Source organism: Methylobacterium sp. ME121 (genome assembly GCF_000974725.1).
Taxonomy (GTDB): domain Bacteria; phylum Pseudomonadota; class Alphaproteobacteria; order Rhizobiales; family Beijerinckiaceae; genus Methylobacterium; species Methylobacterium radiotolerans.
The window spans coordinates 1-11,614 of record NZ_BBUX01000115.1; the positions used below are offsets into that span (position 1 = coordinate 1).

The following is an 11,614-nucleotide window of genomic DNA, read 5'->3' on the forward strand; positions in this document are numbered from 1 at the left end:
AGCAACGCCGATTGCTCAGGGGAGAGTGCCAATGCTCGCATCCGTTCGTTCGAGTATGGCGACGGCTCCGCCGCGGGCCCTCGGCAACCGCGACGCCAGCAGCCCGGGGACGCGCGTTCATGCTAGAACCCGCCCGTCCGTCGCTGTCATGATAGTGCCAGTTACGGACGAACGGCGGCGCGATCAATGTCGGGCCGGCGTTTTTTTCGATCACGTGCCCTTAACGCCACAAGAGGCCCGCCTTTGAATCCGGCTCGTCTGTGCACAATCCTGCTCATGCTCGCGATTACGGGTAACGGCCAAGCTTACGCCCAGCCGCGGCCGCCGGACGGCAATCTCGACTTCCTCTGCAACTTCCTCGGCGACTGCCCGGCGCGGGTCTCGCCGGGCGGCCCGGACCGCGACGCCCGCCCCTTCGGCAACAGCCTCGGCCGGCCCTGCGCGTGGCGGGACCGCCCGACCCCGGAGGGCGTGCGCCGGGTCCGCGTATGCTGGTGAGGCGCCACCCGGGGCTCGCCGCCGCGGCCGTGGCCGCGGTTCTGGCCCTCGCACCGGGCGCGGTCCCGGCCCGGGCCCAGGATGCCTGCCCGGGCCTGTTCGCCGACGGGCGGACGCCGGTCCTCACGAACCCGAAGCTCGCCGTCCGCGCGGTCCCGCTGTGCTTCGAGGCCTTCGCGGTCCTGCATTCCGGCGTGACGCGCACGCCGCTCTACGCCGCCGAGCACCTCACGCGCGCCAGCGTCGCGGCCGCCCGGGCGGTGGCCCGCGACGACGCCTTCCACGAGGAAACCCGGCTGCCGGAGGATCAGCGCGCCTCGCTGGAGGATTACGTCCGCAGCGGGTTCGACCGGGGCCATCTCGCCCCGGCCGGGGACATGCCGACCCTCAGTTCCCAGGCCGAGTCGTTCAGCCTCGCCAACATCGTGCCGCAGAACCGCGTCCTGAACCGCGGGCTCTGGGCGGATATCGAGGAGAGCACCCGGCGCCTGGCCACCCGCCGCGGCGCGCTCTTCGTCGTCACCGGGGTGATCTTCGCGGGCGACGCGGTGCAGCAGATCAAGGGCGGCGTGCTCGTCCCGACGCAGCTGTTCAAGGCCGTGTACGACCCGTCCCGCGGCGAGGCGGGCGCCTACCTCGCGCGGAACGACGATTCGAAGGACTGGCGCGCCCTGTCGATCGAGGATCTCCAGCGGGAATCCGGCATCGACGTCTTCCCCGGCCTGCCGCCCGCGGCGCGGGCGACCGCGATGAGCCTGCCGGACCCCCATGCCTCCGCCCGCGCGGACGAGCGCCGGCCCCGCCACGAGCAGACGTGGCAGGAATGGCTCGAGCGCGAACTCACCCGTGCCCTGCGCAAGCTCGTCCGCGACTTCCTGCGCACGTTCTTCTGAGAGGACCCGATGCCCGAGGACAAGCGACGCGCCCGGCGCAAGGGCGAGAGCCCGGATGACAAGAGCGGGCGTGACGAGAGCCCGGCCATCGCGGGCTTCGTGCCGTTCGCGGACGAGGCCGGCGCGCGCTCCATCGGCGCCCTGTGCTTCGAGAACGGCACGGACCGGATCGCCGTGCACGGGTCGATCGACCTGACCCGCGACCGGACCGGCCTGGATCAGGCCAGACTGCTCCGGGAGACGCTGGACGCGATCGTGAAGGCCCTGGAGGGGTCCGATCTGCCGGAGGCGGTGGCGGAGGCGCCGGACGCGCCGCCGCGATCGGTCAAGAACCCGTTCGCGTGAGCGTTCCGCTCCCCGCCGAGATCCGGCCCGTCCTTGCCGCGTCCCGGCGGGCCTGATAGTCGGAGAGGGTCATTCCTATATCGTAGGGACGCGCGTCCAGGACGGGTGCTGAGGCCCGGTGCCTGACCCGTGCCGCTGGCACGATCCGCGCGGTCCCGAACAACGCGCCGAGGACGATCCGCGATGGCTCGCGAATTCATCTACCACATGCGGGGCCTGACCAAGGCCTATACCGGCGGCAAGAAGGTCCTGGATAACGTCAACCTGTCCTTCTACCCGGACGCCAAGATCGGCGTCCTGGGCATCAACGGCGCCGGCAAGTCGACGCTGCTGAAGATCATGGCGGGCATCGACAAGGAATTCACCGGCGACGGCTGGGTCGCGCAGGGCGCGCGCGTCGGCTACCTGCCCCAGGAGCCCCAGCTCGACCCGAACAAGACCGTCCGCGAGAACGTGATGGAGGGCGTCGCCGAGAAGCAGGCCATGCTCGACCGCTACAACGAGCTCGCCATGAACTACTCGGAGGAGACCGCCGACGAGATGACGGAGCTCCAGGACCGGATCGAGTCGCTGGGTCTCTGGGAACTCGATTCGAAGGTCGACCAAGCCATGGAGGCCCTGGGCTGCCCGAGCGACGAGCAGCCGGTCGCCACCCTGTCGGGCGGCGAGCGCCGCCGCATCGCGCTCTGCCGCCTGCTCCTGTGGGAGCCGGAGCTGCTGCTCCTCGACGAGCCGACCAACCACCTCGACGCCGAGACGGTGAACTGGCTGGAGGGCCACCTGCGCCAGTATCCGGGCGCGATCCTGATCGTCACCCACGACCGCTACTTCCTCGACAACGTCACCAGCTGGATCCTGGAGCTCGATCGCGGCAAGGGCATCCCGTACGAGGGCAACTACTCGGCGTGGCTGGTCCAGAAGCAGAAGCGCCTGGAGCAGGAGGGCCGCGAGGACATGGCGCGGCAGCGCTCCATCGCCCGCGAGCAGGAGTGGATCGCCGCCTCGCCGAAGGCGCGCCAGTCCAAGTCGAAGGCCCGCATCACCCGCTACGAGGAGCTGGTCGCTAAGCAGGCGCAGAAGGTCGACGCGGCCGCGCAGATCGTCATCCCGATCGACGAGCGGCTCGGCAACAACGTCATCGAGTTCGAGCACCTCAGCAAGGCGTTCGGCGACCGGCTGCTGATCGAGGACCTGTCGTTCAAGCTGCCCCCGGGCGGCATCGTCGGGGTGATCGGCCCGAACGGCGCCGGCAAGACCACCCTGTTCAAGATGATCACCGGCCAGGAGAAGCCCGACAGCGGCAAGATCGAGGTCGGCGAGACGGTGAAGCTCGGCTACGTCGACCAGTCGCGCGACGCCCTCGATCCGAACGCCACGGTCTGGCAGGAGGTCTCGGGCGGCAACGACATCATCTATTTCAACAAGCGCGAGATCAACTCGCGCGCCTACTGCGCGGCCTTCGCCTTCAAGGGGCCCGACCAGCAGAAGAAGGTGGGCACCCTCTCGGGCGGCGAGCGCAACCGGGTGCACCTCGCCCGGACCCTGAAGGGCGGCGCCAACGTGCTGCTCCTCGACGAGCCGACCAACGACCTCGACATGGAGACCCTGCGCGCCCTCGAGGACGCGCTGGAGGATTACGCCGGCTGCGCGGTCATCATCAGCCACGATCGCTGGTTCCTGAACCGCATCGCGACGCACATCCTGGCCTTCGAGGGCGACAGCCACGTCGAGTGGTTCGAGGGCAATTTCTCCGACTACGAGGCCGACAAGGTGCGCCGGCTCGGGGCGGATTCGATCATGCCGAAGAAGATCAAGTACAAGCGCTTCTCGCGCTGAGACCGGTCGCGCTCCCGAGCGCCGCCGGCGTTTCCGGAACCGCGCGCCCGTCCGAGGGCGTCGCCGTCACCTTCGGACGGTGACAGATCACCGGAGGCGCGCCCGTGCCTCCGCCAGGATCGTCGACAGGCTCTGCGCGAGCGGGATGGTCGGCGCCCATCCGGTGGCGGTCCCGAAGGCCGCGGGGTCGCAGCCCTCGCTGCGTACCCCCGCCGGGCGGACCCGCCCGGGCGCGACGCGCAGGTCGAACCGCGCGTCCGTCAGTCCGCGCAGCGTCTCCAGGATGTCGGAGACCGGGGTGACGACCCCCGATCCCACGTTGAAGATGCCGCCGTCCGGCAGGTCGTCGATCCGCGCGATCACGCGCAGGCAGGCCGCGGTGAAGTCGGCCACGTCGAAGAAGTCGCGCCCCGCCGAGAGGTCGCCGACCTCGAGGCTCGGCGGCGCCAGCCCCCGCTCGATGCGGGCGATCTGACCGGCGAAGGAGGCGACCACGAAGGTCTCGCTCTGCCCGGCGCCGATGTAGTTCGACGGCCGCAGCACGAGATGCTTGACGCGGGCATTCGCCAGGACGTCGCGGAGGATGTACTCGCAGGCGTTCTTGGTCCGGCCCGAGATCGTGTCCGGGCGCGGCGTGACGCTCTCGTCGGGGCGCGCGCAGGCGCGGAACACCTCGCCGTAGACGACGGTGGAGCTGAGGAAGACCAGGGCCGCGCGGGTCCGCGCCACCGCCTCGGCGAGGTTGAGGGTGCCGAGCAGTTCCGCCCGCCAGGCGTAGGACGGCGTCTCGCTCGACTGGGCGACCGAGGCCAGGGCCGCGAGGTGGAACACGCAGGTCGGATCGAAGGCCGCGACCGTCTCGGCGAGGTCGCGCGCGTCGAACGGGTCGACGGTCCTCAGCGTCACGCCGTCGAGGGGCGGCGGCGGGCTCCGGTCGAGGCCGAGGATGCGGCTGCCCGGGGGCAGGTCCCGACGCAGAGCCTCGAGCAGGCGACGGCCGAGATAGTCTCCCGCTCCGGTGACGAGGACGCGCATGTCCCTTGCCCTCAACCCTGCCTCGAGCCCCGCGGTCCCCCGTCCCGGCGCGGGCGCCGGAATCCGGGATCGTCGGCCGCGTCTATACCGGGCCCCGCCTCGACGCGAGGGGGCGCGGGTGACGGCCGGCGCGGCCTGCGGATCATCGGCGCGCTCCCGCCGTTGTGCACATCCGAACACAGGCACGTGATCGGCGGCCTCCCGGGCGGCGCGCGCGCTATTGTTCCACCGCGGCTCCGGCCGCTCCGCGTCCGGACGGAGAGCGCCACGGTGATGGGCTGAGTGACGCGCCTCGACGATCTCGAACGGCCCGGCGCCGCGGCCCCGCGGGCGCTTCCCCCGCCGCCCGCCGGGGCACCGCCCGCGAAGCCCGTGCGCGACGCGCGGGTCGACGTCGTGCGCGGCCTCGCGCTCCTGACGATCTTCATCGACCACATCCCGCGCAACGCGCCGGCCCTGCTGACGCTGCACAATTTCGGGTTCTCGGACGCGGCCGAGATCTTCGTCCTGCTGGCCGGCTACTCGTCGATGATCGCCTACGGTGGGCTGTTCCGGCGGGCCGGGATCCGGACGGCGCTCACGCGCATCGCCAAGCGCTGCCTGCGCATCTACCTGTTCCAGGCCGGGCTGCTGCTCGCGACCCTGGTCATCGTGCGGATCTGGATGGACCTCACCGGCCTGACGCCGCGATTCGGCGTCGCGCCCCTGCTGCAGATGGGGCTCCTGCCGGGCCTGCTGCGCGGCCTCGCGCTGAACGCGCTGCCGAACTACCTCGACATCCTGCCGCTCTACATCCTGCTGCTGGCGCTGTTCCCGCTGATCTATCTCGGGATGCGGCGCGGGATCTGGGGCGTGCTGGGCCTGTCGGGCGCCCTCTGGCTCGCCGCCAACGTCGACCATCAGCTGAACCTCCCGAACGCCGCGGCGGTGGACGACGGGTGGTACTTCAATCCCTTCGCGTGGCAGTTCCTGTTCGTGATCGGCGCGGCGCTCGCGGTCGCGGTCCGCGCCCATGACGGCCTGCTGCCGCGGCGCGGCTGGGCCGTGGCCGCGGCCGCCGCCTACCTCGCCTTCGCCTTCCTGCAGGGCGGGTCCTGGGCGGAGTGGGGACTTCCCGATCTCCGGCCGCTGGGGATCGGGCCGCCCGACAAGGGCCACGTCGCGCCCCTGCGCCTGATCAACATGCTGGCGCTGGCCTACCTGCTGTTCAGCACGCCCGCCGCGGCGCGCGCGAGCCGGTGGCGGAGGCTGCGCCTCGTCGACGCCTGCGGCCGGCACTCGCTGGAGATCTTCGCGGCCGGGTGCCTGGCGGCGCTGATCGGCCGCATCCTCTACCGGACCTTCGACCCCACTTGGCCGCTGCAGGTCGCGGTCAATGTCGGGGGGATCGCGGTCATGCTCGGCCTGGCGCACCTCCTGGACGCGCGCCTCCGCCGGGCCGCCGAGACCGGCCCCGACGCGCGCCGGCCCGGATAGGCCGGGAGGAGCGACGATGCCGCCGATGCGCCGCAAGGGCGATCTGCCGGAGAAGATCTGCGCCCAGTGCGGCCGCCCGTTCGCGTGGCGCAAGAAGTGGGAGCGGGTCTGGGACGAGGTCCGCTACTGCTCGGATCGGTGCCGGGCCGAGGCGAAGGCCGCCCGCGGGCGCGGCGCGGCGGGGCGCTGACCGCCCGCCGGGACGATCGGACAGCCCGCGCTCACGCGGTCCGGTCTGAAGGTCCGCCGGCCAGCGCGGCCAGCGTGTCCGGCGTGTCGACGTCGAGGGCGGTGGCCGGGTCGCCCGGGATCTCCAGCACGTCCGACCGTCCCTTCAGGAGCGGCCCGGCCCCGCGATCGCCGGCGAGGCGGGCGATGTCCGGGCCGAGGCGGCGCAGGTTGAGCAGCACCGGGTTCCCGCGCCGGCCGGCCTGAACCGGCACCACGGCGGCCGGCAGCTCCGGGGCGCCCGCGAAGGCCTCCGCGAGGCGGTCGAGATGCGCGGCGGTCACGCGCGGCATGTCGCCCAGGACGACGATGGCGGCCGCGCAGGTGGCGGGCAGCGCCGCGAGGCCGGCGCGCAGCGAGCTCGCGAGGCCGGTGCGGTAGTCCGGATTGTCGACGCGGACGAGGTCGAGCCCCGCCAGGGCGTCGCGGACCGCCTCGGCGTGCGCGCCGAGGACGGCGACCACCGGGCGCGGACGGGCGCCCAGGGCGGCCTCGGCCGCGTGGCGCACCAGGGGCTTGCCGTCGAGGCGCGCGAGCAGCTTCGGCGCGGCGCCGAACCGGCTGCCGAGGCCCGCGGCGAGCAGGACCGTGCCGATCTCAGCCATCCGCGGAGCCCGGCTCGGACTCGTCGGTCGCGGCGGCGCCGCCGGCGCGGGGCTGCGGGCGCGAGACGATCTCCATCAGCAGGCCGCCGACGCCCAGGGTGACGATGTCGGCCCGGGTCACCGGCAGGTCCGCGAGGAGCCGATGCAGGATCCAGTCGAAGCCGTTCTCCTTGGGCGAGCGGGCGCAGCCCGGCGCGCCGATCACCGGCACGGCGCCGCGGGCGCCGACGAGGAGCAGGTTGCCGGGGTCGACCGGCATGCCGAGATGGTCGACCCGGCCGCCCGCCGCCGCGATGCCGGCCGGGATGACGTCGCGCCGGTCGGCGATCGCCGAGGCGCCGAACACCACGACGAGCTCGGCCCCGGCGCGATCGATCACCTCCGCCAGGGCCACCGCCACGGACGCGCCGGCATGGGGCACCCGGGTCTCGGCGACGATCGCGGCGCCGGCGGGCGCGAGACGGTCGGCCAGGGCCCGGAGCGTCTTGTCGATCGTGGTCTCCTTGAGGCTCGGCAGGCGCGTCGAGACCACGGCCACCCGGCGGCGGCGATACGGCGCCACCGCGAGGACGTCGCCCTCCGCGGCCGCGCAGGCCCGGGCCAGCACGGCGCCCGGCACCGCGTAGGGGATGATCTTCACCGTGGCGACCATCTCGCCCTCGACCACCGGCCGGAAGCGCGGCAGCGTCGCCACCGTCACCGCCTCGTCCACGGCGTTGACCGCGTCGATCCGGGCCGGATCGAGGGTGAGCACCCCGGCCGCCTCGGCGAACAGGTTGCTGCGGCCGGTGAAGGGCGCCTCGACGCGCAGGTTCGGCCCGCGCAGGCGCGCGGCGAGGCGCGCCGCGGCGGCGTCCTCGCCGACGTCGCCGGGTTCGAGCGTCGCCGCCACGATCTCCGACAGGCCGGCCCGGGCCAGACCGGCGGCGGTCTCCTGCGCGATGACGGCGCCCTTGCGCAGGGTGATGTCGGCCCGCCGCACCGTGTGCGCGCTGATCAGCCCGGCCGATTCGGCGACCGGGACCGTCCCGAATCTCACGCGACCTCCGGACGGGGCACGCGGCGCAAGGTGGCGACGATCTCGGCGAGCACCGCCAGGGCGATCTCGGCGGGGCTCACGGCGCCGATGGGCAGGCCGATCGGCGCGTGGATCCGGCCGATCTGGGCGGGCGCGAACCCGGCCTCGGTGAGCCGCGCGACGCGCGCCGCGTGGGTCTTCCGCGAGCCGAGGGCGCCCACGTAGAAGCACTCGGCCGCCAGCGCCGCCTTCAGCGCGGGATCGTCGATCTTGGGGTCGTGGGTCAGGGCCGCCAGGGCGCAGTAGCGGTCGAGCACCGGCACGCTGGTCCCGAGGGCCGCGTCCGGCCATTCGGCGACCAGCGCGGTGCCGGGGAAGCGCTCGGGGGTCGCGAACGCGGTGCGCGGGTCGATCACCGTGAGCGCGAGGTCCAGCCCCGCCGCCATCGGCGCCATGGCCTGCGAGATGTGGACGGCGCCGACCACCACGAGCCGCACCGGCGGCACCTGCACGGTGAGGAACAGCGTCCGGCCGCCCGCCTCGACGAGGCCGCTCTTGCCGGCGGCGAGGTGCTTCGCCAGCACGTCGGCGAGGGGATCGGCGGCGATCTCGTCCTCGCGGACGAGGCGCTGCGCGCCGTCGGCGATGTCGGTGATGAGGATAGCGGCGCGGCGCGCCGCCCGCGCGTCGTTGAGCGCCGCCAGGACATCGCTGCGCATCAGTCGACCCGCTCGACGAAGACCCGGATCCGGCCGCCGCAGGACAGGCCGGCGCGCCACGCGGTCTCGTCCGCGACGCCGAACTCGAGGACGCGCGGCGCGCCGGCCTCGATCACCTCGATCGCCTCGGTGATCACCGCGCCCTCGACGCAGCCGCCGGAGACGGAGCCCAGGAAATTGCCGTCGCCGTCGACGACGAGGTGGCTGCCCACCGGTCGCGGGGCCGAGCCCCAGGTCTCGATCACGGTGGCGAGGGCCACGGCGCGGCCGTCGCGCCGCCAGGATTGGGCGGCGGAGAGGATGTCTGTGTCGGTGCTGAGCATGGCCTCGTGGACTTTCGGCCGGCGGGCGCCCCCCGCCCCTCACAGGTATGGCCCGCGTGCCGCCGTGCAAGTCGCCCGGGCCCACCGGGGATCGCGCGGCGCCTTGGCCGATCCCGACGCGGATGCGATAACGCACAGGCTTTCCGCGCCCGCTCGAGCCATGTCCGCCGCCGTTGAACGGATCCTCCGTCGACCGACCTGCCACCGCGCCCGCGGGACGGACGGGCGCGCGATGTCATGAACGCCCCGGATCCCGCCCTCGCCCGGGCGCTCCGGAAGGACCCGCCGCGCTCGGGCCCGCGCCGCCTGTGGAAGCGCGTCAGCCGGGCGATCGGCGACGTCCTGCCGAAGGGCCTCTACGCCCGCTCGCTGATCATCATCATCGCGCCGGTCGTCCTGCTCCAGTCGGTGATCGCCTACACCTTCATGGAGCGGCACTGGCAGCTCGTGACCAAGCGGCTGTCGGCGGCGGTGACCGCGGACGTCGCGGCGCTGATCGACATCTACGAGAGCTACCCGCAGGACAAGGACGCCGAGACCCTCTCGCGCATCGCCGGGGAGCGGCTGAACCTCGACCTCGACATCCTCAAGGGCGCCAAGCTGCCGCCCCCGGGCCCGCGGCCGTTCTTCTCGATCCTCGACGAGGCCCTGTCCGACGAGATCAAGCGCCAGATCCGCAGACCCTTCTGGATCGACACGGTCGGCCGCTCGAACCTGATCGAGATCCGCGTGGCGATCCCCGACGGGGTGATGCGCATCACCGCCCGGCGCAGCCAGGCCTACGCGTCGAACTCGCACATCTTCCTCGTGTGGATGATCGGCTCGTCGCTGGTGCTGCTCGGCGTCGCGATCCTGTTCCTGCGCAACCAGATCAAGCCGATCCTGCGGCTCGCCGCCGTGGCGGAGGGCTTCGGCAAGGGGCGGGAGATCGAGTTCCGGCCCCGCGGCGCCCGCGAGGTGCGTCAGGCCGGTCACGCCTTCATCGAGATGAAGCGGCGCATCGAGCGGGCGATGGAGCAGCGCACCACGATGCTGAACGGCGTCAGCCACGACCTGCGCACCATCCTGACCCGCTTCCGCCTGTCCCTGGCGCTGATCGAGCAGACCGAGGAGATCGAGGATCTCAGCCGCGACGTCGACGAGATGAGCCGGATGCTGGAGGGCTACCTCGCCTTCGCGCGGGGCGATTCGGCCGAGCCCGCGACCCCCACCGACATGCGCGCCCTGCTGGAGGACCTGCGGACCGACGTCGAGCGCCTCGGTGCCCACGTCTCCGCGGTCGATCTCGTCGGCGCGCCCGAGGTGACGGTCCGGCCGGGCGCCTTCCGGCGGTGCCTGTTCAATCTCGCGGCCAACGCCGTCCGCTACGGCGAGACGGTGGCGATCTCCGGCCGGCTGGAGGCCCGCGCCTTCCTCGTCTCGATCGACGATGACGGGCCCGGCATCCCGGCGGAGAGCCGCGAGGACGTGTTCAAGCCGTTCGTGCGGCTCGACGACGCCCGCCAGGATGCCGGCGGCTCCGGGCTGGGCCTGTCGATCGCCCGGGACATCGCCCGCGCCCACGGCGGCGACATAACCCTGCACGACAGCCCGCTCGGCGGCCTGCGGGCCACCGTCCGGGTTCCGGCCTGAGCCGGATCAGGCGGGCCGGATCACGGGAACCGGCTCAGGTATCGGCGGGCCGTCGCAGGCGCAGGAACTCGGCCTGCACGTTCCGGAGCAGGTGATCGATGCTCGCCTCGTCGAGGGCGGCGCCCGCCAGCCGGGCGCGCAGGCCGGCCTCGCCGTTCCAGGCGTAGCCGGCCTCGTACGGCAGGTGCCGCCGCAGGAGCGGGCTGACGACCGCCTCGCGCCGGTAGGCGGGATGTCGCAGCAGCCGCCCGATATGGAGCGCCAGCGTGTCGATGCTGGGGGATCTGGGGCCCGCTCCCCCCGCTCCCTTGCCTTTCGAATCGACCGATGCCCAACGCATACGTGTCCGCCCTCCCGGAGACGCCACTGTTGCGCGAAATGATTGCGCATCCATGAGCGTCCGGGCGAGCCGGCGAAAAACTGCAGCTTGCGGGGTCCCAACCTTCGCAGCACGGTGATATGCAGGGGCGCTTTCCCAGGGCCGCGGTCAGCCGCGCGCCGGATCCCGAGTGCCGAACATGAACCCGCTCGTCCCGCTCTTCGCCCTCATCTCGCTGCCGCTCGCGGCCATCGGGCTCGTGCTCTACACCGATGAGGGCATCAATCCGGACCTGTTCTACGCCTCCGTGAAGACCTTCGTGATCCTGGGCGCGATCGCCGTGGCGATGTCGTTCGGCGCGATGAAGCTCTCCGAGCGGTCCAAGCACTGAGACCTCACCGCCCGGAGGGCGCGATGCTGCACGTGGTCCCGGCCTTCTCGCGCATCGGCGAGGAGAACGCCTTCGCGGTTCTGGCTCGGGCCCAGGCCCTCGCCGCCCAGGGGCGGGACGTGATCAATCTCGGCATCGGCCAGCCTGACATGCCCACGCCCGCCCACGTGGTCGAGGCGGGGATCAAGGCGCTGCGCGACGGCCACCACGGCTACACGCCGGCCGTCGGCATCCCGCCGCTCCGCGAGGCGGTGGCCCGCGACATCCACCGCCGCCACGGCGTCGAGGTCTCGCCG

Annotated in this window: 15 protein-coding genes; 9 read left to right on the top strand and 6 right to left on the bottom strand. The window is 72.8% G+C overall.

From position 1 onward, the window contains the following. Positions 1 to 276 precede the first annotated feature (276 nt). The 4 genes from ME121_RS31405 (at position 277) to ettA (ending at position 3,572) form a co-directional block, all read left to right on the top strand. Complete coding sequence (locus ME121_RS31405) at positions 277 to 498, top strand: hypothetical protein (RefSeq protein WP_043074162.1); 222 nt, start codon at positions 277 to 279, stop codon at positions 496 to 498. Further along, positions 489 to 1,391: a DNA/RNA non-specific endonuclease gene (locus ME121_RS31410; RefSeq protein WP_012320401.1), complete on the top strand. Its 903-nt coding sequence runs from the start codon at positions 489 to 491 to the stop codon at positions 1,389 to 1,391. Before ME121_RS31405 ends, ME121_RS31410 begins: the two co-directional genes overlap by 10 nt. Positions 1,392 to 1,400: 9 nt before the next feature. Beyond that, the gene (locus tag ME121_RS31415; RefSeq protein ID WP_012320402.1) at positions 1,401 to 1,736 is read left to right on the top strand and encodes a hypothetical protein; all 336 of its coding nucleotides are present in this window, start codon (positions 1,401 to 1,403) and stop codon (positions 1,734 to 1,736) included. Positions 1,737 to 1,919: 183 nt separating this feature from the next. Further along, a complete protein-coding gene (gene ettA, locus ME121_RS31420; RefSeq protein WP_012320403.1) occupies positions 1,920 to 3,572 on the top strand; it encodes an energy-dependent translational throttle protein EttA in 1,653 nt (550 codons plus the stop codon). A gap of 87 nt (positions 3,573 to 3,659) precedes the next feature. On the opposite strand, the gene ME121_RS31425 is transcribed toward ettA, so the two are convergent. Then, positions 3,660 to 4,607, bottom strand: a complete 948-nt coding sequence (locus ME121_RS31425) for an NAD-dependent epimerase/dehydratase family protein (protein ID WP_012320404.1) — start codon at positions 4,605 to 4,607, stop codon at positions 3,660 to 3,662. Between the two features lie 282 nt (positions 4,608 to 4,889). On the opposite strand from ME121_RS31425, the gene ME121_RS31430 reads away from it, so the two are divergent. Both ME121_RS31430 and ME121_RS34685 read left to right on the top strand, forming a co-directional pair. After that, positions 4,890 to 6,083, top strand: coding sequence for an OpgC family protein (locus ME121_RS31430; protein WP_059410229.1), 1,194 nt, complete (start codon positions 4,890 to 4,892; stop codon positions 6,081 to 6,083). Between the two features lie 16 nt (positions 6,084 to 6,099). Then, the gene (locus ME121_RS34685) at positions 6,100 to 6,273 is read left to right on the top strand and encodes a DUF2256 domain-containing protein (RefSeq protein WP_179240029.1); all 174 of its coding nucleotides are present in this window, start codon (positions 6,100 to 6,102) and stop codon (positions 6,271 to 6,273) included. Positions 6,274 to 6,304: 31 nt separating this feature from the next. On the opposite strand, the gene ME121_RS31435 is transcribed toward ME121_RS34685, so the two are convergent. The 4 genes from ME121_RS31435 to ME121_RS31450 are packed head-to-tail and all read right to left on the bottom strand — an operon-like array spanning position 6,305 to position 8,976. After that, positions 6,305 to 6,916, bottom strand: a complete 612-nt coding sequence (locus ME121_RS31435) for a nucleotidyltransferase family protein (RefSeq protein WP_012320407.1) — start codon at positions 6,914 to 6,916, stop codon at positions 6,305 to 6,307. Then, positions 6,909 to 7,955, bottom strand: coding sequence for a molybdopterin-binding protein (locus tag ME121_RS31440; RefSeq protein WP_012320408.1), 1,047 nt, complete (start codon positions 7,953 to 7,955; stop codon positions 6,909 to 6,911). Before ME121_RS31440 ends, ME121_RS31435 begins: the two co-directional genes overlap by 8 nt. After that, complete coding sequence (locus tag ME121_RS31445; protein ID WP_012320409.1) at positions 7,952 to 8,653, bottom strand: XdhC family protein; 702 nt, start codon at positions 8,651 to 8,653, stop codon at positions 7,952 to 7,954. The genes ME121_RS31440 and ME121_RS31445 overlap by 4 nt, the downstream gene beginning before the upstream one ends. Beyond that, on the bottom strand, positions 8,653 to 8,976 hold the full coding sequence (locus tag ME121_RS31450) for an XdhC family protein (RefSeq protein WP_012320410.1): 324 nt from the start codon (positions 8,974 to 8,976) through the stop codon (positions 8,653 to 8,655). Before ME121_RS31450 ends, ME121_RS31445 begins: the two co-directional genes overlap by 1 nt. 237 nt (positions 8,977 to 9,213) lie before the next feature. Here ME121_RS31450 and ME121_RS31455 point away from each other — a divergent pair, with 237 nt between their 5' ends. Further along, positions 9,214 to 10,608 carry an ATP-binding protein gene (locus tag ME121_RS31455; RefSeq protein WP_024829298.1) on the top strand — a complete coding sequence of 465 codons (1,395 nt, stop codon included), beginning with the start codon at positions 9,214 to 9,216 and terminating at the stop codon, positions 10,606 to 10,608. A gap of 34 nt (positions 10,609 to 10,642) precedes the next feature. Here ME121_RS31455 and ME121_RS31460 read toward each other — a convergent pair whose 3' ends face one another. Next, the gene (locus tag ME121_RS31460; RefSeq protein WP_012320412.1) at positions 10,643 to 10,948 is read right to left on the bottom strand and encodes a hypothetical protein; all 306 of its coding nucleotides are present in this window, start codon (positions 10,946 to 10,948) and stop codon (positions 10,643 to 10,645) included. A gap of 178 nt (positions 10,949 to 11,126) precedes the next feature. Between ME121_RS31460 and ME121_RS31465 the strand changes: the two genes are divergently transcribed. Continuing rightward, complete coding sequence (locus ME121_RS31465; RefSeq protein WP_012320413.1) at positions 11,127 to 11,318, top strand: hypothetical protein; 192 nt, start codon at positions 11,127 to 11,129, stop codon at positions 11,316 to 11,318. A 23-nt stretch (positions 11,319 to 11,341) separates the two neighbouring features. Next, on the top strand, positions 11,342 to 11,614 hold a 273-nt coding region (locus tag ME121_RS31470), incomplete at its 3' end, for an aminotransferase class I/II-fold pyridoxal phosphate-dependent enzyme (RefSeq protein ID WP_491892930.1).

Bases quoted from the DNA above. Each gene is read 5' to 3' on its own strand.
- ME121_RS31405 (WP_043074162.1), top strand. From the start codon at position 277: ATGCTCGCGATTACGGGTAACGGCCAAGCTTACGCCCAGCCGCGGCCG.
- ME121_RS31410 (WP_012320401.1), top strand. From the start codon at position 489: ATGCTGGTGAGGCGCCACCCGGGGCTCGCCGCCGCGGCCGTGGCCGCG.
- ME121_RS31415 (WP_012320402.1), top strand. From the start codon at position 1,401: ATGCCCGAGGACAAGCGACGCGCCCGGCGCAAGGGCGAGAGCCCGGAT.
- ettA (WP_012320403.1), top strand. From the start codon at position 1,920: ATGGCTCGCGAATTCATCTACCACATGCGGGGCCTGACCAAGGCCTAT.
- ME121_RS31425 (WP_012320404.1), bottom strand. From the start codon at position 4,607: ATGCGCGTCCTCGTCACCGGAGCGGGAGACTATCTCGGCCGTCGCCTG.
- ME121_RS34685 (WP_179240029.1), top strand. From the start codon at position 6,100: ATGCCGCCGATGCGCCGCAAGGGCGATCTGCCGGAGAAGATCTGCGCC.
- ME121_RS31435 (WP_012320407.1), bottom strand. From the start codon at position 6,916: ATGGCTGAGATCGGCACGGTCCTGCTCGCCGCGGGCCTCGGCAGCCGG.
- ME121_RS31445 (WP_012320409.1), bottom strand. From the start codon at position 8,653: ATGCGCAGCGATGTCCTGGCGGCGCTCAACGACGCGCGGGCGGCGCGC.
- ME121_RS31450 (WP_012320410.1), bottom strand. From the start codon at position 8,976: ATGCTCAGCACCGACACAGACATCCTCTCCGCCGCCCAATCCTGGCGG.
- ME121_RS31455 (WP_024829298.1), top strand. From the start codon at position 9,214: ATGAACGCCCCGGATCCCGCCCTCGCCCGGGCGCTCCGGAAGGACCCG.
- ME121_RS31460 (WP_012320412.1), bottom strand. From the start codon at position 10,948: ATGCGTTGGGCATCGGTCGATTCGAAAGGCAAGGGAGCGGGGGGAGCG.
- ME121_RS31465 (WP_012320413.1), top strand. From the start codon at position 11,127: ATGAACCCGCTCGTCCCGCTCTTCGCCCTCATCTCGCTGCCGCTCGCG.